Source organism: Sulfurospirillum diekertiae (assembly GCF_002162315.1).
Lineage (GTDB): Bacteria > Campylobacterota > Campylobacteria > Campylobacterales > Sulfurospirillaceae > Sulfurospirillum.
The window spans coordinates 2,367,079-2,387,217 of record NZ_CP021416.1 but is presented as its reverse complement, the minus strand read 5'-3'; the positions used below and the strand labels follow the sequence as shown (position 1 = coordinate 2,387,217).

22 protein-coding genes and 2 pseudogenes are annotated in these 20,139 nt (G+C 41.8%); 18 read left to right on the top strand and 6 right to left on the bottom strand.

The features are described from left to right. The first annotated feature begins 2 nt into the window (after positions 1 to 2). The 11 genes and pseudogenes from ccoO (at position 3) to cutA (ending at position 9,790) form a co-directional block, all read left to right on the top strand. Entirely contained in the window at positions 3 to 668 is a 666-nt protein-coding gene (gene ccoO / locus Sdiek1_RS12130; RefSeq protein WP_087439350.1) for a cytochrome-c oxidase, cbb3-type subunit II, read from the top strand. A 16-nt stretch (positions 669 to 684) separates the two neighbouring features. Continuing rightward, positions 685 to 896: pseudogene (locus Sdiek1_RS12125) on the top strand (cytochrome c oxidase, cbb3-type, CcoQ subunit). 13 nt (positions 897 to 909) lie between these two features. Next, complete coding sequence (locus tag Sdiek1_RS12120; protein ID WP_087439349.1) at positions 910 to 1,758, top strand: c-type cytochrome; 849 nt, start codon at positions 910 to 912, stop codon at positions 1,756 to 1,758. 10 nt (positions 1,759 to 1,768) lie between these two features. After that, positions 1,769 to 1,981 carry a DUF4006 family protein gene (locus Sdiek1_RS12115; protein WP_087439348.1) on the top strand — a complete coding sequence of 71 codons (213 nt, stop codon included), beginning with the start codon at positions 1,769 to 1,771 and terminating at the stop codon, positions 1,979 to 1,981. Positions 1,982 to 2,092: 111 nt separating this feature from the next. Further along, positions 2,093 to 2,713 (top strand): hypothetical protein, encoded by a 621-nt coding sequence (locus Sdiek1_RS12110; protein WP_087439347.1) that lies wholly within the window; start codon positions 2,093 to 2,095, stop codon positions 2,711 to 2,713. Then, positions 2,694 to 3,188, top strand: a complete 495-nt coding sequence (locus Sdiek1_RS12105; protein WP_087439346.1) for a FixH family protein — start codon at positions 2,694 to 2,696, stop codon at positions 3,186 to 3,188. Before Sdiek1_RS12110 ends, Sdiek1_RS12105 begins: the two co-directional genes overlap by 20 nt. A 133-nt stretch (positions 3,189 to 3,321) precedes the next feature. Beyond that, positions 3,322 to 5,670 carry a PD-(D/E)XK nuclease family protein gene (locus Sdiek1_RS12100; protein ID WP_087439345.1) on the top strand — a complete coding sequence of 783 codons (2,349 nt, stop codon included), beginning with the start codon at positions 3,322 to 3,324 and terminating at the stop codon, positions 5,668 to 5,670. Continuing rightward, entirely contained in the window at positions 5,667 to 8,390 is a 2,724-nt protein-coding gene (locus tag Sdiek1_RS12095) for a RecB-like helicase (RefSeq protein ID WP_087439344.1), read from the top strand. The genes Sdiek1_RS12100 and Sdiek1_RS12095 overlap by 4 nt, the downstream gene beginning before the upstream one ends. 81 nt (positions 8,391 to 8,471) lie before the next feature. Then, entirely contained in the window at positions 8,472 to 8,900 is a 429-nt protein-coding gene (gene rplM / locus Sdiek1_RS12090; protein WP_087439343.1) for a 50S ribosomal protein L13, read from the top strand. A 1-nt stretch (position 8,901) separates the two neighbouring features. Further along, positions 8,902 to 9,294: a 30S ribosomal protein S9 gene (gene rpsI / locus Sdiek1_RS12085; RefSeq protein ID WP_087439342.1), complete on the top strand. Its 393-nt coding sequence runs from the start codon at positions 8,902 to 8,904 to the stop codon at positions 9,292 to 9,294. 172 nt (positions 9,295 to 9,466) lie between these two features. Then, positions 9,467 to 9,790 carry a divalent-cation tolerance protein CutA gene (gene cutA / locus Sdiek1_RS12080; RefSeq protein WP_087439341.1) on the top strand — a complete coding sequence of 108 codons (324 nt, stop codon included), beginning with the start codon at positions 9,467 to 9,469 and terminating at the stop codon, positions 9,788 to 9,790. Here the strand turns inward: cutA and Sdiek1_RS15300 are convergent. Next, positions 9,787 to 9,939 carry a hypothetical protein gene (locus Sdiek1_RS15300; protein ID WP_193433041.1) on the bottom strand — a complete coding sequence of 51 codons (153 nt, stop codon included), beginning with the start codon at positions 9,937 to 9,939 and terminating at the stop codon, positions 9,787 to 9,789. The two genes, cutA and Sdiek1_RS15300, sit on opposite strands and share 4 nt — an antisense overlap. A gap of 294 nt (positions 9,940 to 10,233) precedes the next feature. Here Sdiek1_RS15300 and Sdiek1_RS12070 point away from each other — a divergent pair, with 294 nt between their 5' ends. From Sdiek1_RS12070 to Sdiek1_RS12050, 5 genes are all read left to right on the top strand, one after another. After that, positions 10,234 to 10,878, top strand: coding sequence for a class I SAM-dependent methyltransferase (locus tag Sdiek1_RS12070; protein ID WP_087439339.1), 645 nt, complete (start codon positions 10,234 to 10,236; stop codon positions 10,876 to 10,878). Between the two features lie 199 nt (positions 10,879 to 11,077). Continuing rightward, a complete protein-coding gene (locus tag Sdiek1_RS12065) occupies positions 11,078 to 12,103 on the top strand; it encodes a DMT family transporter (protein WP_202819561.1) in 1,026 nt (341 codons plus the stop codon). Between the two features lie 53 nt (positions 12,104 to 12,156). After that, positions 12,157 to 13,317, top strand: coding sequence for a formate-dependent phosphoribosylglycinamide formyltransferase (gene purT, locus Sdiek1_RS12060; protein ID WP_087439338.1), 1,161 nt, complete (start codon positions 12,157 to 12,159; stop codon positions 13,315 to 13,317). Between the two features lie 91 nt (positions 13,318 to 13,408). Continuing rightward, positions 13,409 to 14,806 (top strand): chloride channel protein, encoded by a 1,398-nt coding sequence (locus tag Sdiek1_RS12055; RefSeq protein ID WP_087439337.1) that lies wholly within the window; start codon positions 13,409 to 13,411, stop codon positions 14,804 to 14,806. Continuing rightward, positions 14,799 to 15,272: a 2-thiouracil desulfurase family protein gene (locus Sdiek1_RS12050; RefSeq protein WP_238098985.1), complete on the top strand. Its 474-nt coding sequence runs from the start codon at positions 14,799 to 14,801 to the stop codon at positions 15,270 to 15,272. Before Sdiek1_RS12055 ends, Sdiek1_RS12050 begins: the two co-directional genes overlap by 8 nt. A gap of 21 nt (positions 15,273 to 15,293) precedes the next feature. Here the strand turns inward: Sdiek1_RS12050 and Sdiek1_RS12045 are convergent. The 5 genes and pseudogenes from Sdiek1_RS12045 to Sdiek1_RS12025 all read right to left on the bottom strand — a co-directional run bounded on the left by Sdiek1_RS12045 (position 15,294) and on the right by Sdiek1_RS12025 (position 18,381). Beyond that, positions 15,294 to 16,437, bottom strand: a pseudogene (locus Sdiek1_RS12045) (iron-containing alcohol dehydrogenase). Between the two features lie 111 nt (positions 16,438 to 16,548). After that, positions 16,549 to 17,148 (bottom strand): transglutaminase-like domain-containing protein, encoded by a 600-nt coding sequence (locus Sdiek1_RS12040; RefSeq protein WP_238098983.1) that lies wholly within the window; start codon positions 17,146 to 17,148, stop codon positions 16,549 to 16,551. Positions 17,149 to 17,157: 9 nt separating this feature from the next. Then, on the bottom strand, positions 17,158 to 17,448 hold the full coding sequence (locus Sdiek1_RS12035) for a YciI family protein (RefSeq protein ID WP_087439335.1): 291 nt from the start codon (positions 17,446 to 17,448) through the stop codon (positions 17,158 to 17,160). 11 nt (positions 17,449 to 17,459) lie between these two features. Then, complete coding sequence (locus Sdiek1_RS12030) at positions 17,460 to 17,843, bottom strand: MmcQ/YjbR family DNA-binding protein (RefSeq protein ID WP_238098981.1); 384 nt, start codon at positions 17,841 to 17,843, stop codon at positions 17,460 to 17,462. Beyond that, a complete protein-coding gene (locus tag Sdiek1_RS12025; protein WP_087439334.1) occupies positions 17,818 to 18,381 on the bottom strand; it encodes a DNA-3-methyladenine glycosylase I in 564 nt (187 codons plus the stop codon). The genes Sdiek1_RS12030 and Sdiek1_RS12025 overlap by 26 nt, the downstream gene beginning before the upstream one ends. Before the next feature lie 74 nt (positions 18,382 to 18,455). Here Sdiek1_RS12025 and Sdiek1_RS12020 point away from each other — a divergent pair, with 74 nt between their 5' ends. After that, positions 18,456 to 19,331, top strand: a complete 876-nt coding sequence (locus Sdiek1_RS12020; protein ID WP_439951345.1) for a helix-turn-helix domain-containing protein — start codon at positions 18,456 to 18,458, stop codon at positions 19,329 to 19,331. A gap of 58 nt (positions 19,332 to 19,389) precedes the next feature. After that, on the top strand, positions 19,390 to 19,929 hold the full coding sequence (locus Sdiek1_RS12015) for a YbhB/YbcL family Raf kinase inhibitor-like protein (protein ID WP_087439332.1): 540 nt from the start codon (positions 19,390 to 19,392) through the stop codon (positions 19,927 to 19,929). Positions 19,930 to 20,139 lie beyond the last annotated feature (210 nt).

The following is a 20,139-nucleotide window of genomic DNA, read 5'->3' as shown; positions in this document are numbered from 1 at the left end:
TTATGTTTCATTGGTTAGAAAGAAACCCATTCTTTTTTGCGGTAGGTGTATTTTTGGTGATTGCATATGCAGGTGTTGTAACAATTTTACCTGACTTTATGGAAACAGCTCGTCCTGTGGTAGGTACAAAACCTTACACGGTACTTCAATTAGCAGGCCGTCAAGTCTACATTAAAGATGACTGTAATGCTTGTCATTCACAACTCGTTCGTCCATTTAAATCAGAGACAGACCGTTATGGTATGTACTCACTTAGTGGTGAGTATGCCTATGATAGACCATTCTTATGGGGTTCAAAAAGAACTGGACCAGATTTGATGAGGGTTGGAAACTATCGAACAAGCGACTGGCATGAGTATCATATGTCTGATCCTATCAGCGTAGTGCCAGGTTCTATTATGCCAGCGTACAGACATATGTTTAAAAACAGTGCTGATATTGATACCGCATACGCAGAAGCATTGACCGTAAAAAAAGTTTTCAACACACCTTACGATCAACCTGATATGCCTAAACTTGGTACCCATGAAGAGGCTAAAAAAGCTGTCATGGAAGAAGCTGCACTGATTGTTGCAGATATGAAAAGCCAAGAGGTTAAAGAGGCATTTAAACGCGGTGAGATCAAAGAGATTGTGGCCCTCATTGCCTATCTCAATAGCTTAAAATAAGGTGTTCACAGTGAGTATGGAAACAATTAGAGAAATTCAAGCATATGCTTACGTTGTAGCTACAGTTTTTTTGGTCGTAATGATGTATAGTTATTTGTATCACCTTTACAAGGCTGAAAAAAAAAAGGTACACGAAATTATGAGCAATATGGCGATCTCGCATTGCATGACAATATTGATGATACTCCAATTGAAACCCGTACTCCATCAAACAAAGAGAAAGAATAAAGAGGAGCAATAAATGAATTGGCTGAATGACAATGTAAACGTATTATCATTGCTTGGTGCAGCAGCAATTTTAATTCTCACTATTTTTGTTGTTGGTAAATATATAAGACAGATGAAAACCGATAAAAGTAGCGGAGAATTAGCAAAAGAGAATTGGGATGGTATTGGAGAATACAAAAATGTACCTCCTATTGGTTGGGCACTCTCCTTTGTAGGAGTTATTGTATGGGGATTGTGGTATTTCCTTGCTGGATACCCCCTTGCAAGTTATTCACAAATAGGTGAATATAACGAAGAAGTAAAAAGCTACAACACTCATTTTGAAAGTAAATTCGCAAATCCTGACAATGCAACATTGATGGGAATGGGCGAAGGCGTTTTTTTGGTACAATGCGCGCCATGCCATGGTGTAACGGGTGATGGCATGAATGGAAAAGCAATGAACTTGACCAAATTTGGAAATGAAGCAGCGATTGTTGCAACTATTCTTGGCGGTGCTAAAGGTTCAAATTATCCTCTTGGCGAGATGCCAGCAGGACTTTTGGATGCTGAAAGTGCCAAAGCGGTTGCAGCGTACGTGATGCAAGAAGTTTCAGTCGTTAAAAAAAGCAGCAATCCAGCACTGGTTGAGAGTGGCAAAGCACTTTGGGCAACATGTGCGGCATGTCACGGTGATGATGGTAAGGGAATGGCTGGAAGTGCGCCAGATCTTAGTGTATATGGTAGTGCTAAATTTGTTGTCAATGTCCTTGGTTTGGGTAAAAAAGGAACGATTGGTAATATGCCACAGTTCAATGATGGACGCTTAACCAATGTTCAAAAAACAGCGGTTGGCACTTATGTCAGCTCTTTAGCAAAATAAGGACTCATCAATGGAAAATACAAATCGAAACGTCTTTGGACTTAATGGTATTACAGGAATGTTGATAGCAACAGTATTGTTGCTCTCCATTCTTGGGGTATTAACATTCTTTGGATTAAAGGCACAACAAGCAGTTGCTGATAAACCTTATAAGATTACGGATCCGCAAGCACTTCAAATGAGAGATGCTGCGAATGCAAATCAAAAAGTTATAGCAAAATAAGGAGTATAACATGGCTGAAATTATGGATAAAGTGATTGTTTTAGGTTTAGTTATACTAGCAGCAGTGTCGGTATGGGCTGTATTAACACCACACCATTTATTCATCGGTTAATGAAGAATTTATTACATGTAAAGGCAAAGAAGCTATGGCTTCTTTGCTTTCTTGCCTTTTTCCCAGTGTTGATTTTTGCCAAGGAATTTGTCATTTATGATGATAGCTTAGAAGAGAGAACCGCTCAGAAAATTGAAGAGATGGGCAGTGAACTTTTCGCAAAAAGTGGTATAAAAGTTATTTTGATTGCTAAAAAAAGTGGCGAGGGAGAGAATATTCTCGCATATGAGCAAAACTTTGCCAAAAATTTAACCACACCGTATGTTCTTTTAACGCTCTTTCAAGCAGAAAAAAAAGTAGATGTGTACCAATCAGCAGGGCTTGAGAAAGAGTTTGATCGTGAAGCACTCCTCTCACCTTTGCCATGGAATGGTACGATTATTCCACTCTTAACTTCTAAAAAAAATGAAGTGAGTGTTGGACCTGCATTGCTCAATGGTTATGCAGAATTGGTTGAAGAGATTGCAGCATACCGTAAAATAGAGTTAGAGAGTGCCATTGGCAGTGCCAATAAAGTCACTATCAATATTGTGAGACTTCTGATTTATGGATTTATGGCGATTGTTGTAATACTCATCATTTATAAAAGGATAAAAAGCCGTGGACAAAGTGAAAAGTGAGCGTACCTACTATCCTCATGTAGTTGTTGGTATGATTATTGGATGTGTGATTGCATGTGCTATTACCGTTAAAATTGCTATGGACCATCCTGTTGAGATGGATACATTTTATATGGAAAAGTATCAAAAAGTTGAAAATAATATTAATGAAATTATAGAATTACAGGGAAAATTTGATACTCAATTCAACCTTGCATATTCCACAGAAAAATTTGAAATGGGACAAAATAGCATTACGCTAAAGCTCACCGATAAAAGTGGAGTGGCTGTGAATAATGCAAATATCACCATGATGCTCTCTCGTCCAGATAGCAATAAGGATAATAAGCAGTTATTACCGTCTAAGGTAGAAAATGGCAATTATACCTTTGGCCCTTTTGAAATCAACAAGCCAGGACGATGGCAGATTTTGAGTAAAATAAACGTAGGCGAATTTAAAGGCTATCATAAAAATGAGGCCTATGCAGCACAGTAGTTTCCCCTTTCTCCCTTAATAACCTGCGGTAAGATCGGTTGTGTGATCTTACCGTTTCCTTTCATTTTGACATAAAAATCCATCTTAAATCTTTGCTTTGTTATAATAGACCATTACATTAAAGTGAGGGAAGATGTTAGAAGTTTTTGCAACAAGTCGTGCGGTACGCTCTTTTTATGACACATTTTTGGATGCGAACACCCTTCTTCCCAAAGCCATCACGATTGCTGAATTAGAGCAAAAAGCCGTTCTTGTGCCACATCACGCTTTGGTTGATGACGATATGCGTGTGCTTCTCATGCAAGAAGCCTCTCGCTTTACCAAATTTGAACTTCTCTATATTGAGCGTGAGTTTTTTACCTTTTTTGAAAAACTCCACCTATCTGTTTCGTTTTTTGAAGAGCTTAGTCATGAAAAGGTGGCACTTGACGCGTTGTTGAGTGCAGATACGTATGAGCATTACGCAGAGCATTTAGAAGTATTGCAAACGCTTCTTAAACACTATAAAGCGCTTTTGTCTAAACAAGCCTTGTATGACCGCATCACACTTCCTGAATGCTATGAGCTTAATATCTCGTACATTCGCTCTTTAGGGGCTGTACGTGTTCATTTAGAGGGTTTTTTGAGCCGTTTTGAAGTGGAACTTCTTACCCAAATAGCAGTGCTGATTCCTTTACATGTAAACGTTACCATCAGTGCTTACAATCAAAAAATGGTTTCACTTTTTGCCGAACTTGGCATCATTTTAGAACAAAACAACACCTATGAGATCAATCTCTCCACGAAAGAGATTTTACATGTAAAGCCGCAAAACCCTTTCAAACAAGATACACACGTTTATGGCTTTTCATCGCGTCTTGCACAAATGGGCTATGTTCAAAGTGCCATAGCTCAGTTTGTGGAAGAGGGTTTAAACCCCGAAGAGATTGTGGTCATTTTACCCGATGAGCGTTTCGCTGAAGTGCTGCGCCCCTTTGATACATGGCACAATCTCAACTTTGCAATGGGCATAAGCTTGAAGCAGAGTTCGTTTTATCAAAAACTGAGCGCCATTGAAAAAGCAATGCGCAATGATGAGATCGAAGATCATCTCCGCATTGCGCGATTAAAAATAGAACCCGAAATCATGGTTACATGTAAAGAGATTTGGCACCAAAAAGTCTCTCCTGAGACGGCAATGAACTTCTTTGAAAAGCTCCTCGCCTTTGATCTCAAAGAGCATCAACATCCTCTGTTTCAAGAAGCTTTTTTTGCCTTTACCCACTTTTTAAAACATGCACCTGCTCTTCGTTTTGAGCAAGTCACCAAACTGCTGTTAAACCGCCTTGCCGTCCTTACGCAAGATGATGTTAGAGGTGGAAAGGTCACCGTACTCGGTGTCCTTGAAACCAGAGGTGTCTCCTATAAAGGCGTTATTGTTCTTGATTTTAACGATGAATTTGTGCCCAAACGCAGTCAAAAAGACCTTTTTCTCTCCTCGGCTGTAAGAGCACATGCAGGGCTTCCCACTAAGAGAGATCGTGAGAATTTACAACGCTATTACTACCATCAGCTTTTCTCGCGTGCGCAGAAAATTGCCATAGCTTATGTGAAAAATGAGACAAGTATGCCTTCACGCTTTTTGGATGAGCTTGGCTTTAATACAACCGTTATGGCGGATGAAAAAGCCCTTCAGCCGCTTCTCTTTGAGCTCAATGCTTCTAAAACGCTTTACGATCAGCCGTTTATCGATGCACCTTACGATCTTAAAGCGTTTCCCCTTTCGGCAACAAAGCTCAAAACACTGCTTACATGTAAACGTCAGTTTTACTTTCGTTACATCGCAAGGCTCAAAGAGGCGAAAATGCCGAGCACTAAAATAGACGAGCAAGTGATCGGCTTGACACTTCATAAAGTGCTTGAAGATGCGATATGCAATGAAGTATTATTGGATGAAAAGAGCCTTTATGCCAAACTTGAAACGCTTTTAAAAGAGAACAACCACCATGAAGTTTGGGGTTACTTTGTCGATGTGTGGCTTCAAAAACTTCGCCCGTTTATGCACAATGAGATCCGTCGCTTTGATGAGGGCTTTCGCGTTTTCAAAAAAGAGTTTGTGCATGCCGTGCCGTATGCGGGTTTTATATTAGAAGGGCAGATTGACCGCATAGACCAAAAAGATGATGAGCTGTTTGTCATCGACTATAAAAGTGGCAAAGTGCCAACGACGAGTGAGCGAACACTAGAAAGTACTACCGATTTTCAGCTGGTCTTTTACGCGTACATTGCAAGCTCACTTGGTACTGTTGGAGGCGTTTATTATTACGATCTCAAAGAGGGCGTTTTAGTCCCTGAAAACTTCCTCGAAGAGAAGAAAGCCCTTTTACATGTAAAACTACAAGAGCTATCCAAACCGATCAATGGCTACGAGTTATGCGAGGAGATCAAACATTGCAGGCTTTGTCCTTACGTGCAGTTTTGCGGACGGGAGGAGCAGATATGAATCTAAGTCCTTATTTAGCACTCGAAGCCAGTGCTGGAAGTGGAAAAACCTTTGCGCTGAGTGTGCGTTACCTCTCACTTCTCTTTATGGGTGCGAATCCACAAAAGATCGTAGCACTCACCTTTACCAACAAGTCTGCGGCAGAGATGAAAACGCGCATCTTTGAGACGCTGAAACATTTAGAAGAGAAAGACGAGTTAGAAGCGATTTGCGTGCAAACGGGCAAGTCAAAAGAGACGTTACTCCTTGAGAAAGAGCGTGTCATGCAAACCTTGCTACAAGCCGATATCAAGATCTCGACGCTGGACTCTTTTTTCTCTTTGATTTTGCGCCATTTTGCATTACATGTAGGCTTACAACCCGACTTTAAAGTGGGACAAAATGGGCTCGATGAGGAGTTGGTGGAGCGTTTCATCAAAGGATGCAAAAGCAAAAATCTTTACAATGCTCTGATAGCTTTTAGCATCAACGAAGATAAGAAGCTAAATGATCTTTTTAGCCTGCTGGATATGCTGTACCAGAAAAAATCAGAGCTTGACATTAGCACCTTAGATGAAGGACATTACCCATCCTTAAAACCGTGCTTGGATATTTTAGAGCGCATTAGAGACTACTTTGAGCAAAGCGGACTCTCCGCGCGTGGACTGGCAACACTCAAAGCGGACACACTTAGCGATCTGCTTTCCAAGAAGTATTTGGAGCGAGAAGACTTTGGGTATTGGGACTATAAAAAGTATGCCAATGAGACAGTGGATGCGCTTTTGCGTGAGCTCAAACAGGCGCTAAACGAACATGTCAATGCCAAAGAGGCGTACTTTTTAGGGCAACTGGGCAAACTGTTTGCCATTTACGATGAGAGCCTCAGAGCTTTGATGGGTGAGTATGGTGAACTTCGTTTTGATGACGTTACCAATCTGCTTTATACCCTTTTGCGCCAAGAGATCAGCAAAGATTTTCTCTATTTTCGCCTTGATGGGGTGATAGAGCATCTGCTGATCGATGAGTTTCAGGACACGAGCATCGTGCAGTACCAGATTCTTCTGCCACTTATTGAAGAAATACGTGCAGGGCAGGGTGTGAAAGATTTTAAAACACTCTTTTTCGTGGGCGATGTGAAGCAGTCGATCTACCGATTTCGCGGTGGGGCTAAAGAGCTGTTTGGGTATGCTAAAAAGAGTTTGCATTTAAACGTGAATGCGCTTGATACCAACTATCGAAGCACCGAGCAGGTCGTGAATTTTGTCAATGAAATCTTTACATGTAAAATCAAAGGGTATGAGCCACAAAAGGTTGCCAAAGCCACGGGTGAGGGGTACATCAATGTGCGCATTGAAGAGATGATTGAGCCTTCTGTTTTAGAGGCGATTTCTTTGCTTCTTAAAGAGGGTGTTAAGCCCAAAGACATTGCCCTTTTGGTGCATACGAACAAAGATGCCAAAGTCTTTAAAGCGCTGGTGCAAGAACAGTTTCCCTCTTTACATGTAAGACTTGAGGCGACCTTGAAACTCATTGAAGTGCGTTCTATCAAAGCCATTATTGCTTTGCTTAAATACCTCTATTTTGGCGATGAGCTCTACAAAGCAACGTTTCTTGCACAGTGCGGCAAGACGTGGGATACACCGCTTTCCAAACAAGGTTGGGATTTAGATGCGACGCCACTCGTTTTGGTTGAAAAGATCATCAAAAATTACGGTCTGTTTGATGGCAGTGTGGATCTGCTCAGTTTCTTAGAGGTTGTGAGTCGTTACGAAGAGATCGAGAGCTTTTTATTTGCGTTGGATGAGCTGAGCGATGAAGCCAAAAGCGAAGATGTAGATGGCCTGCGTGTCTTAACTGTGCATAAATCCAAAGGCTTGGAGTTTGAGCATGTCATTGTGTGTGATCGTTTGAGCCGCGATAACAATCGAAGCGATACGATTTTATTTAGCTACGATGAAGTGGACATCAAAGGGCTTTACCTCACTATGGGTGGCAGAGAATCGGTCGATGTCATCTATGCCAAAGCCAAAGAGCAAGAGAGTGTCTTGATGTACGAAGATCGGCTCAATGCGCTTTACGTGGCATTTACCCGAGCGAAGCGTTCACTGTTTGTCTGCGCTAAAGCACAAAACAGTGCGTTTGAGATGCTGGAACTGAGCACCACAGAGCGAGGTATGATTGGTGTTTCAACCAAAGAGACACCGCTTATTCCAAGCACGATGCATGTCCATCAGCCTAAACGCTATGGTGCGCAAGAGGTAGCAAATACACCAGACGTTGAGAGCGAGAGTGCAGAGATTGCCTCCATAACCTTTGGAATTGCACAGCACTATCTGTTGGAGATGTTAGACAGTTTTGATGCATCTTCGCTCAAGAGGGCTTACATCGCACTGCAAAACCGTTTTGCACCGCTTTTGGATGAGCCAACCTTGCAAGCGATCTATCAACGGGGCGAAAAATTGATTACATGTAAAGCTTTCTTGGAGTTGATAGAGGGGGCAAAAGTCTATAAAGAACAACCGCTTATTTATCAAAAAGAGCGCAAGCAGATCGATCTTTTGCTAGAATTTCCCGATCGCATTGTTGTCATTGATTATAAAAGCTCGAAAAAGCAGAGTGACAAACACCAAACACAAGTGAAGCTCTATCAAGATGCACTTTCTACGATTTATAATTTGCCGGTGGAGGCGTATATTTGCTATTTGCAAAACGATGGCGTTGAACTTGTCAAAAGCTTATAGTACACTTAATTTAAGCTGTATATAAGTATATTTTGATTACACTTGCACTTCGTTAAATAAATACGTCAAAGGTTATGACAGATGAAAGCTACACAAGCGATTAAGCCAAGCGAAGTCAAACGCGACTGGATCGTAGTGGATGCTGCTGGTAAGAGATTTGGTAAAGTCCTTACAGAAGTAGCAACACTGCTCAGAGGCAAACATAAACCTTATTTTACTCCAAATGTTGATTGTGGCGATTTCGTTATCATCATCAATGCGGAAAAAGTAGAGTTTAGTGGAACAAAATTAGACACAAAATTGTATCACAGACACACAGGCTATTTCGGTGGCGTTAAAACTGAAAAATTGGGTGATCTTTTGAACAACAACCCAGCGAAATTGTACAGACTTGCGGTAAGAGGCATGTTACCTAAAACAAATCTTGCTAAAGAGATGATCAAAAAGCTAAAAGTATATGCCGGTAGTGAGCATCCACATACAGCGCAAGTTAAAGCAGAGGTAAAGTAATATGGCAAAAGTATACGCAACTGGTAAAAGAAAAACAGCTATCGCTAAAGTATGGGTAAGCGCACCGGGTAAAGGTACGATTACAGTTAATGGCGTTGATTTTGAAGCGTGGCTTGGTGGTCATGAGACCATTAAAAAACGTGTTCGTCAACCTCTTGCTCTTACCAAACAAGAAGCAAGTTTTGATATCGTAGCTTCTACGCAAGGTGGCGGTTATTCAGCTCAAGCGGATGCCGTTCGTCATGGTATCTCTAAAGCACTTGCAGCAATGGACGCTGACTTTAGAGCAATCCTTAAACCATATGGTTTATTGACTCGTGACTCAAGAATCGTTGAGCGTAAAAAATACGGTCGCAAAAAAGCACGTCGTAGCCCACAATTCTCAAAACGTTAATGATTTCCTTCAGGGAATCATTCAACGTTTCCTTGAAAACGTTAATGATTTCTTTGCAAAAGTCGCTCAGACTTTTGTACTTTATGCAAGGGATTTTCCCTTGCATTTCTCCTCTTTAAAACTTCCTCACTTAAAATCGTTATAATACTTCTTTCGTTACATTAGGAGTAAAATGATGAACACTTTTTGCCTAATAACCACAACATACCCTGATGAACAAAGTGCAAAAACCATCATTCATCTTTTGCTAGAGCAAAAACTTGCCGCATGCGTTCAGATGATGCCCGTTCAGAGTTTTTATCGTTGGGAAGGCAAACTATGTGAATCAAATGAACAATTACTTCTGATTAAGACGAGGAGTTCATTGTTTAAAACGATCGAAGCGTTAATTTTAAAGCATCATCCCTACACAACACCACAATTGATTCAAATTCCCATAGAACAAGGATTTGAGGCGTACTTAAATTGGATTGCAGACGAAACGGCACTTCGTTAATAACTCGCCAATTCTTGAATCAACACTTTAACTTCGTCTTTATCAAAGAAAAGGTTAAACTCCAACTCTTTCGCAAAGGCTTTAAGTAAAACCAGTTTTTGCTTTTGGCGTGTATCGGCATTTTCAATGTGTGATAGTTCTGTTTTCAATTTCTGTCGGTAGAATTCTCGTATTTCCTCTTGTTTTTGTGCTTTTTGTTTTTGCCTGTTTTTTGGGGCTGAGTACAAAAAATAGTAAGCCAAGAAGTATGATGATAGCGATAATGCTCAAAAAATTTTCCACAAAAAACCTTTACATGTAAAAAGAGTCAGCTGTACTGGAATCTAAAATAATTTATGTTGAAGATTTTATCTCCGTTTGGCTTAGAGCGATATTTGCGGGGCTAAATGGACGATTAATCTCTCTTCTTCTATAATGTTACCACTATATTGAGGGAGTTTGAGATGCAATCAGTATTAGATGCCCAGCAAAATCACTGGGAAACGATGTTTGGTAAAAATAGTGAAATGTTTGGCTTAGAAGCTAGTTATCCTGCATATTACGCAACGGCTTTGTTTCACGAAAAAGGTGTTTCCTCACTTCTTGAGTTGGGCGCTGGGCAAGGGCGCGACACGCTTTTTTTCGCGCATAATGGTTTACATGTAAGCGCGCTTGATTACACACAAAAAGGGCTAGATGCCATTGCAAACAGGGCTAAAAATCTGAACCTTTCTCTCTCGTTGTGCCAACACGATGTACGAAAACCCCTTCCGTTTGAAGATGCGAGCTTTGATGCCTGCTTTTCGCATATGCTCTACTGTATGCCTTTATCAACGGCCGATTTGGAGTTTCTCAATGGCGAGATCTGTCGCATTTTGAAACCGGGCGGCTATAACATCTACACGGTGCGCCATATGGAGGATTCTCACTACAAACAAGGCATTCACCGAGGCGAAGAGATGTATGAAATGGGTGGTTTTATCGTTCATTTTTTCTCTTCCGAAAAAGTACAATCCCTCACCAAAGGCTTTGAATTGATTCACGTGGAAAAATTTGAAGAGGGCGGATTGCCTCGCAAGCTTTTTTGCGTGACATTGAAAAAGATGTGATGGACTCTTAAACCAAAGCGCCTGCGTACTTGGTTGCCAATAAAAGCTATGTCATCAAAATGAAAAACAAAGTTGATTTGCTTGAGGTGATTCGCCGTTTTTTTTTGAGGGCTTGGCTTTTGTTTTGTGCGTGGTTTAAGCCAAAAAATCCATCACGCACCTTTACATGTAAAATGAATTTTCCGTATACCAATCATGAATGACAAGCGTTAGACTTTTTCGAGCACTTTTGTGTAGAATGACGGTTAAAATCAGCTTGGAGCGTTTTTATGGTACTTCTAACACGTTTAACTCCTCCCATACGAGTCATTTGATGCACACATCAGCACACCATCGCTCATCCAAACTGGCACTGTTGGCGGCATGCGGTGCAGGAATGTTGTGGGGAACAGGCGCACTTGTTGTAAATGTGCTGGTTGTGGAACACGGCTTCCGCCCTGAAAATATCTCTTTTTGGCGTTTTGTCATCGGCGCGGTGATCTTAACTATCGTGTTTGGTCGTCGTATGGTGTGGCAGAGGTTAAAGGCTCTGTGGTTAACGGTCTTGCTCAGTGGCATCGCGATGGCAGGTTATGTCTTGTTGTGGTTCTTCGGAATCGAAAAAATAGGCGCTTCCATTCCGACGTTGATTGCGCTGTGTTTGCCGCCTGTGATCGTGACCATAGTTGCGATTGTTCGGGGGCATGAAAAAGCAAATGCCTCTCTTCTTTGGGTGCTTTTTGGCGCTATTGTTGGATCGGTTTTGATCATTACGAGTCATGGCGGGAGTGCAAAAAATGTCGATGCGTATAATACGCTATTGGGCATCGCTTTTTCTATTGGTTCGGCATTTTTGTATGCGGGATTTTCTATGATTAGCGGGCGCCTCTCCATTGCATTGGGTGCGGGCGTCTCCACCGCTTATTTAAGCATCGTCGCCGCACTGGTCATGGGTTTGTTCGCGTTTACGCAGCCTTTGATTTGGCCTAGCGCTATACCGCCACAAGTATGGTTTTTGTACTTAGGCGTGGTCACTGCCGCACTTGCTTTGCTCGCCTTTAGTTGGGGTGCGGCACGGCTTAAACCCACCGCACTTACCATCGCAACGCTGCTTGAACCGCTCACTGCGGTCGTTCTCTCGGCGATATTGTTAGAGGAACGCTTAAGCGCATTGCAATGGCTAGGAGGTGGTTTGTTGCTGCTTAGTATTTGGTTGCTTGGCAAGAAAAATATGCATCAACCATGATTTCTTAAACCGTTTTTGTGTAAAATCATTGAAACTAACACAAAGAGGACATCATGCACTTTACAACTCCCCTTAAAAGCAATAGCACGAAAATTATGTTGATCGGAAGCGGTGAACTGGGCAAAGAGGTCGTTATCGAAGCCTCTCGCTTGGGCATTGAAACCGTTGCGGTGGATTCGTACCCACAAGCACCTGCGCACTTGGTCGCCAATCGAAGTTATGTCATCAATATGAAAAACAAAGAGGAACTTTTAGAGGTTATTCGTCGTGAAAAGCCAACGTTCATCTTGCCCGAAGTCGAAGCTTTGAGCATCGAAGCGCTGATAGAGGCAGAGAAAGAGGGCTTTTGCGTCATTCCTAACGCGGATGCGGTCAAAAAGACGATGAACCGCAAAAACATTCGTGAGTTTGCCGCAGAAACATTAGGACTTAAAACCAGCGGTTATGTCTTTGTAAAAACACTTGAAGCATTGCAAGAAGCGACTCAAAAGCTTGGGATTCCTTGCGTGGTTAAACCTGTTATGAGCTCCTCAGGGCATGGACAAAGCGTCATCAAAAGTGAGGCGGACATCCAAAAAGCGTGGGAGATCGCCAAAGAGGCACGCGGTGATGCGAGTGAACTCATCGTTGAAGCGTTTGTGCCATTTGACTATGAGATCACGCTTTTAACCGTTCGTAATGGCAAAGAAACCGTCTTTTGTGAACCGATCGGGCATATCCAAGAAAACGGTGACTATGTGCTTAGTTGGCAGCCTGTGCCGATGAAACCCGAAGTCTTAGCCAAAGCGCAAGTGATGGCCAAAGCAGTGACCGATGGCTTGGGTGGTCGTGGTCTTTTTGGCGTAGAATTTTTTGTCAAAGACGATGAGGTCTATTTTAGTGAACTGAGCCCCCGTCCACACGATACGGGAATGGTCACGATGATCACGCAATCTCAGAGCGAATTTGCGTTACATGTAAGAGCGGTTCTTGGCTTACCGCTTGATTTTACCTTTTACGGTTCGGGTGCGAGTGGCGCGTTTAAAAGCTCAAATGAAGAGCATGTGCCAACACTCACGATTCCTGAAACGGCTTTTTCTAAAAATTCCTATGTGCGCATTTTTGGTAAACCCGTGAGCCATGTGGGTCGTCGTATGGCTGTTGCATTGGTCTTGGATGAAGTGGAAGCAGCAAAGAAGCGCGCTAAGGAGATTATTGCGTCGATCGTTGGTTAATTTCACCTCTAAAATAATTTTAAAATAAATATTTATAAAAAATTTATAAAAGCGGGCTATAATGAAATAAGCCCAAACTTAAAGAGATTTTATGAATAAACATGTTGTTGAACAGACGGTGATTTTCTTTAGCGTTTCCAAATGGCTCTTCCTCTCCTCAGCCGTTGGTATTATGATAGGCGGACTGATGTCCGTCTTTATTAAAATTCTCACAACTGCTGAGCAGACGAGAAGCCTTCTTCCTTTTCCCTTTTATTTCACCCTTCCATTTGCTTTGATGCTGACGACATGGATCGTACGAACGTTTGACCAAAATGCCACAGGACATGGGACGGAAAAAGTTATTGAAGCGGTGCATAAACGCGACGGTTACATCAATGCTAAAGTCATTCCTGTCAAACTCGTTGCCACAGTACTAACAATCTTTTCAGGTGGCTCTGTGGGTAAAGAAGGTCCTGGTGCACAAATTGGTGCAGGAGCGGCATCCTTTGTGGCAACATTACTCAAATTTTCAAAGTCTGATCGTAAAAAACTGGTCATCTGCGGTATTAGCGCAGGCTTTGCTTCGGTGTTTGGAACACCGATTGCGGGTGCTATTTTTGGAATTGAAGTGCTTATTATTGGTGTGATTATGTACGATGTTCTGCTACCTTCGTTTATTGCAGGATTTGCCGCGTTTACCACCGCGCAATTTTTGGGTGTGACGTATCAATATTATGACATCAATATGTATCGTGCATTTAGCCTTGATCTGGGACTGATTGGACAAGTCGTTGTCGCTGGTGTCTTTTTTGGAATTGTCTCAGACCTTTTTATTACCGCAGTCAATAAAATAGAAACAGCGATTAAAAGGGTTCCTTACAATCGCTATTTAAAAGCGTTTGTCGCGGGTTTAGTCATGGTCGTGATCTCTTATTTTCTCTCTGAGAGTTACCTTGGGCTTGGGCTTGCAACGATTCGTGATGCACTCAGCCCTAATGCGTTAATTTCAAATAATGTACATTGGTACGATTTTATTTTAAAAACCATTTTTACGGCGATGACATTAGGCTCAGGGGGAAGTGGGGGTATTATTACGCCTGTTTTTTACGTGGGTGCGACCAGTGGTGTTGTCTTTGGACATATTACAGGGGGACATATAGCTCTTTTTGCTGCACTTGGGTTTGTCAGTGTTTTGGCAGGTACAACGAACTCGCCCATAGCGTCCATTATTATGGCGGTGGAGCTTTTTGGTGTACATATGGCAAACTATGCGGCACTCAGTGTCGTCATTGCTTTTTTGATTACAGGGCATCGTAGCGTCTTTCAGTCACAAAAACTTGCTCTTAAAAAGGCGGATAATATCACGATTGGAAAGGGTAATGATCTTGAAGATACCTCCATTAGCATTGACATGCGAGATATTGATAAAGTCAAACGCCTTCGAAATCGCCTGCGTTATAAACGGTTGCGCTGGCAAGTTAAAAATGCAAAGGATGATTTTGAATAGAGAACGAAAAATCCTCATCAGTGCGTGTTTGATGGGTGAAAATGTCAAATATGATGGTGGCAATAATGCTTTACATGTAAAGATGCTCGAAGCGTGGAAAGAGCAGGGTGTTTTGGTTCCGTTGTGCCCTGAAGTGCTTGGAGGGCTCAGTGTTCCTAGACCTCCGTGTGAAGTGCTCGAAGGAACAAATACAGTTGTGTGCAAGAGCGGTGAAGATGTTAGTGAGGCATTTGCTAAAGGAGCACGTGAGAGTTTGAAAATAGCTCAAGAAGAGGGCGTGTGCATGGCGATTTTAAAAGCCAGAAGCCCCTCATGCGGCAAAGACGTTATCTACGATGGCACCTTTACAAGCACACGCGTAAATGATTCTGGCATTACATGTAAACTGTTGCGAGAAAATGGCATTGCAGTATTTAGTGAAGAAGAATTGGCTTTAGCCGAAGCGTTTTGGAGGCAAAAAGGGTAAATCCCTTTTTGCTTTTGGTGATTATGCGTTATGTAAAATCGTTTCGATGACTTTTGGAGTGTAAACTTTCTGTACGCCTTGTCTCTCAGCGGCTAAGAACACATTGGCTGCAATATCAGGAATAGAATCGGCACCGATACCCGCTTCTTTTAAACTCACCGGTGCGCCAATTTTGGCAAACCAACTTTTAAGCGCTTCAATACCTTCTTCCGCACTGCTTTTCCCAAAAATCTTCTCTGCAAAACGTTTAAATTGTGCGGGATTTTGAGTATGAAACCATGTCATCCACGCAGGAATCACAATCGCTAAACCCGCACCGTGAGCAATGTTGAACAGTGCTGAGAGTGAGTGTTCGATCATGTGATTTGGAAACAGATGGGTTTGTGCCCGCTGTTGTCACACCGTTAAGTGCTTGAGTTGCTGCCCAAGTAAACTCAGCCCTTGCATTGTAATCCTCAGGATTTTGAAGCAAAATTTCGGTGGTTTCCATGACAGTTTGAATGATGCCTTCCACCATGCGTGATTGAAAATGAGGTTGAACATTTGCCGTTAAGTAGCCCTCAATCACATGCGCGATGATGTCAACCGCGGAGTAGGCGAGGTAATTTTTAGGCACGCTTTTTGTGAGTTCAGGATTGAGAATCGAGAGCCTTGGATAGACATGAAGGGAGGCGATATTGTATTTTTGCTGTATCGTATCGTTCGTGATCACAGCAAAACCGTTCATCTCACTTCCCGTTGCCGCTAAGGTCATGATGGCATAAACAGGCAGCGCTTTTTCAATGACGGATTTGCCAATAAAAAAGTCCCAAACATCGCTATGGTATAAAGCACCTGCTGCGATACTCTTAGCACTGTCCAAAACAGAACCACCCCCAATGGCAAGGACGGCTTCAACCTTTTCTGCTTTGGCGATGGTGATGCCTTCGTGTACTTTGGAAAGAATGGGGTTGCTGATGATGCCAGAGAGTTCCACCCAAGCGATGCCTTTTTCTTTTAAACGGGTAGTCACTTTTTCGTAGAGTCCATCACTTTTAATGCGCTCACTACCGTAGCAAAGTAGCACTTTTGTGATGTTGTCTTCCGCGATAGCTGTACCGATGAGTTCTTCTTTGCCTTTTCCAAATTCGATTTTTGTGGGGTTTTGATAGGTAAAATTAACCATGTGTTTTCCTTTGATTTGTAGTATTTATTATAGAGCGAAAGAGAGAAAATGCAATAGAACATTTTCGTAGAATTCTTGCCTAATCCTGCACAAAATCTTTACATGTAACGGCTAAAGTCGCGTTATTTCTGTGCAATCGGGTAAATGCTTCAAAGACTCTTCAAAGCTTGTATACGTTTGCAAGGCGGTGATGACGATGCTTAAAGGCTCACTCAGGATCTCTTGAAAGTCGATTTCATGCGACGCCTTAACTTTAAAGGCAAGTTGTTCGAGCGGTGGAGAAAACTCTGCATTGACCCCTTCTTTATTGCCTCTGGCATCCACGCGGTACCAGCCAAAGTCTTTCAGATAAATGGCATTGAGTCCATGTAGTGTATAAGGTTCGTCACCATTGCCCAAAAGGCTGAGTCGTTGGTAACAAAAGCCTGTAGGAATGCTATTGGCACGACACAAAGCTGCCAAGAGGTGGCTTTTGGCATAGCACCATCCTGTTTGCAAGGCTAAGACATCACTGGCTTTACATGTAATGATGGCATCTCTATGATCTCCCGTATGACGAATATGATCGCGCACAAAGGTAAAACAGTTTTTGGCAATGTCAACATCCTTCTGGGTATCTCCTCTTAATTCTTTTGCTTTCTCTAAAATCGAAGGGTGTTCAAAATCAATGACGAAGGAGCTTTGAAGGTAAGCGTTCAGTGTCTCTGTCATGAAATTCCTTTAGCGATTGGCTAAAAAAGCCAGTTCAGGAGAAGTCATCGAGGGTGTGAATTCGGTGATCTCATAAGTTGCAACATCGTGAATGTAAAAAGGATCAAGCGCGATGACCGCTTCAATTTCAGCTTTAGAGGGTGCAAGGGCTAAGATAATACCGCCATTGCGAGGATTTTTACGTCCTGAGGCTAAGAAGATGCCTTTCGCGTAGTGCTCTTTGAGAAATGCTACGTGAGCGCTTAAGTGAGCATCGACCTCTTCAAGGGATTTGTGATAGGTTAAAGCGATAATAAACATGAAAACTCCTGTTAAGAATTGCGGATAAAAATTTGTAATTTTTTAGGCAATGAATTAAAGACAAGGTCATATGAGTCGTCGATCCACTCAAAAATTAAAGTCTCGTCTATTTCGTCTTCACAAATGACTGTATTCCAATGTCTTTTGTTCATATGATAGCCTGCAATGACGTTTTCGTACATTTCCCTGAGTTCTCTTGCATAGTATGGGTCACATTTGAGATTGATGCGTGGAGTATTGCTCGCTTCATCAATTAATGCAAAAATCTTATCGCCGACTTTATAAACGGCAGTTGTGTTATCGAAGGGGTACTCTTTGATTGCACCTATGTGGCTGAGGCAGTAGTTATTGAGGATTTCAAACGTCATTTTATTTGCACCTACAACTGTTTTCATGGTCATTTACCATACCACACGCTTGCATAAACGCATAAATCGTGGTGGATCCGACAAATTTGAAGCCTCGTTTTTTAAGATCTTTGGTTAAAGTATCGGAAATGGTCGAAGTGCATGCGGCAGTTTTGTAATCGCTCACATCGTTGACAATTGTTTTGCCACCTACATAATTCCAAAAGTAGGTATCCAGTGAACCGAATTCTTGAGCAATGGCTTGAAAAAGTTTGGCATTATGAAGGATGGCTTCGATTTTAGGGCGACTTTTGATGACTTCGCCTTCACTTAAAATGCGTTCAACATCCATCTCCCCCATATGAGCCACTTTCTCAAGAACAAAACTAGCAAAAGCATTGCGGTAGCCATCACGTTTTTTTAAAATTGTAAGCCAGCTAAGCCCAGCTGATTGAGTTTCTAAGCAAAAAAGTTCAAAGAGGGCTCGATCATCATGCAGAGGTTTTCCCCACTCTTCATCGTGGTATGCCACGTAAGTAGCATCACTCAGTTTTACCCAGCCACAACGTGAAATGTTTTGTGTCATTTTTCTTCTCCTCAAAGAGGTATGTGCTAAAATTGTAACGCAATAGAGTTAACGAACAGGAAATGCCAATGTCTATCCACGTACTTGAATACATTAAAAAAAATTATAAAGAGCATGCGATCGAAGCCAATGGCGTGGTAATAGCGCGTTATTTTGTGGTAGAAGATCATTACAGAGCCGAAGCGTATATGGAGCAAAATCTTCTTAATATTATTTTGGAAGGCAAAAAAATGCTTCATACGAAAAAAGGTGATGTTGAGGTCAAAGCGGGTGAGGCATTTTTCCTCTCGAGGGGTGAATATGTGATGAGCGAAGTATGTGAAGGTGGAAACTATACCTGTTTGCTCATCTTTTTTGATGAGAAGATCATTGGGAATTGGTTATCGCCTATTTTAGAAAAAATACCTTTACATGTAAAGATGCTCAAGCATACTTCTGAGCCTTTTTGCAAGATAGAATTGACTCCAATCATGAAAAGTACAGCGCTTTCCCTTTTGCCTTTTATCGAACAAAAACCAGCATTTGTTGACACGATTTTGATCTTAAAATTGCAAGAGCTATTACTCTTACTTTTGGGCTCTTCTGAGGGAGCAAAACTTATCTCATACTTTCAAACATTACTTCCACGTGGTATTGATCTTAAGGTTTTTATGGAGGAGCATTTTACGCAAGATTGGAGTATTGCTGAGTTTGCAAGGCGCAGTGGACGAAGCTTGAGTGCATTTAAAGCAGAATTTGCCTCCCAGTTTCAGACCTCGCCTATGAAATGGATACTTCAAAAGAGAGTCGAGCGTGCACGTTTTTTAATCGAAAAAGGTAGCCTTGGTATTGGCGAAGCGGCATTTAAGGCAGGCTTTAAAAGCCAGTCTCATTTCACGCGTCTCTTTAAAGCACAACATGAGCACTCTCCAAAAAACCTTATAGGCAAAATGTCAAACCTTAGAGACTAACACCAAGACGCTGTTTACATGTAAAATAATCTTTAAAATTTCGATAAAAGGATTAGAGATGAAAATCATACAGTGGATTGTTGCCTTCATATTATCAGGAAGCACACTTTTAGCAGGAGGCTTTACCCTTTATAGCAATGACCTCTCTGGGCAACTTTCTAAAACAGAGGAGGCTTCAAGTTTTGGATGCGATGGCGCCAATATTTCCCCCGAACTGCATTGGAGTAATGCCCCTAAAGGTACGAAGAGTTTTGCCGTGACAGTCTATGACCCCGATGCTCCAACGGGAAGTGGCTGGTGGCATTGGGTTGTTTTTAATATTCCTTCATCCATCAATGCTTTGCCGACTGATTTTGGCAATGTAAATAAACCCGCGACTATTGTTGCCATTCAAAGCATCACTGATTATGGTAAGACAGGATTTGGTGGAGCATGTCCGCCTAAAGGCGATAAAGCGCATCGGTATATTTTTACCGTGCATGCTCTGAGTGTGGATACACTAGACCTTGATGAAAAAGCGTCACCTGCACTCGTTGGTTTTATGCTCAATGCCAATACGATCGCGAAAGCAACATTGGTTTCATACTATCAACGTTAAAAGTGAAAAGAAAACAGTATAAAAGAGAGAAAAAAACTCCTATTAACTTTTTATTTACGAAAGATTAACAGAGCGTTTAAATAACTCCCCTATACTTTCACTACCAAGACAATTACCTCCTTTTTGTGTATCACTTAACAACTTTAAAAATCAGCTTCCAGATTGCCCGGTCTGGAAGCTGATTTTATTTTAACACGCAAAAAATGCAAA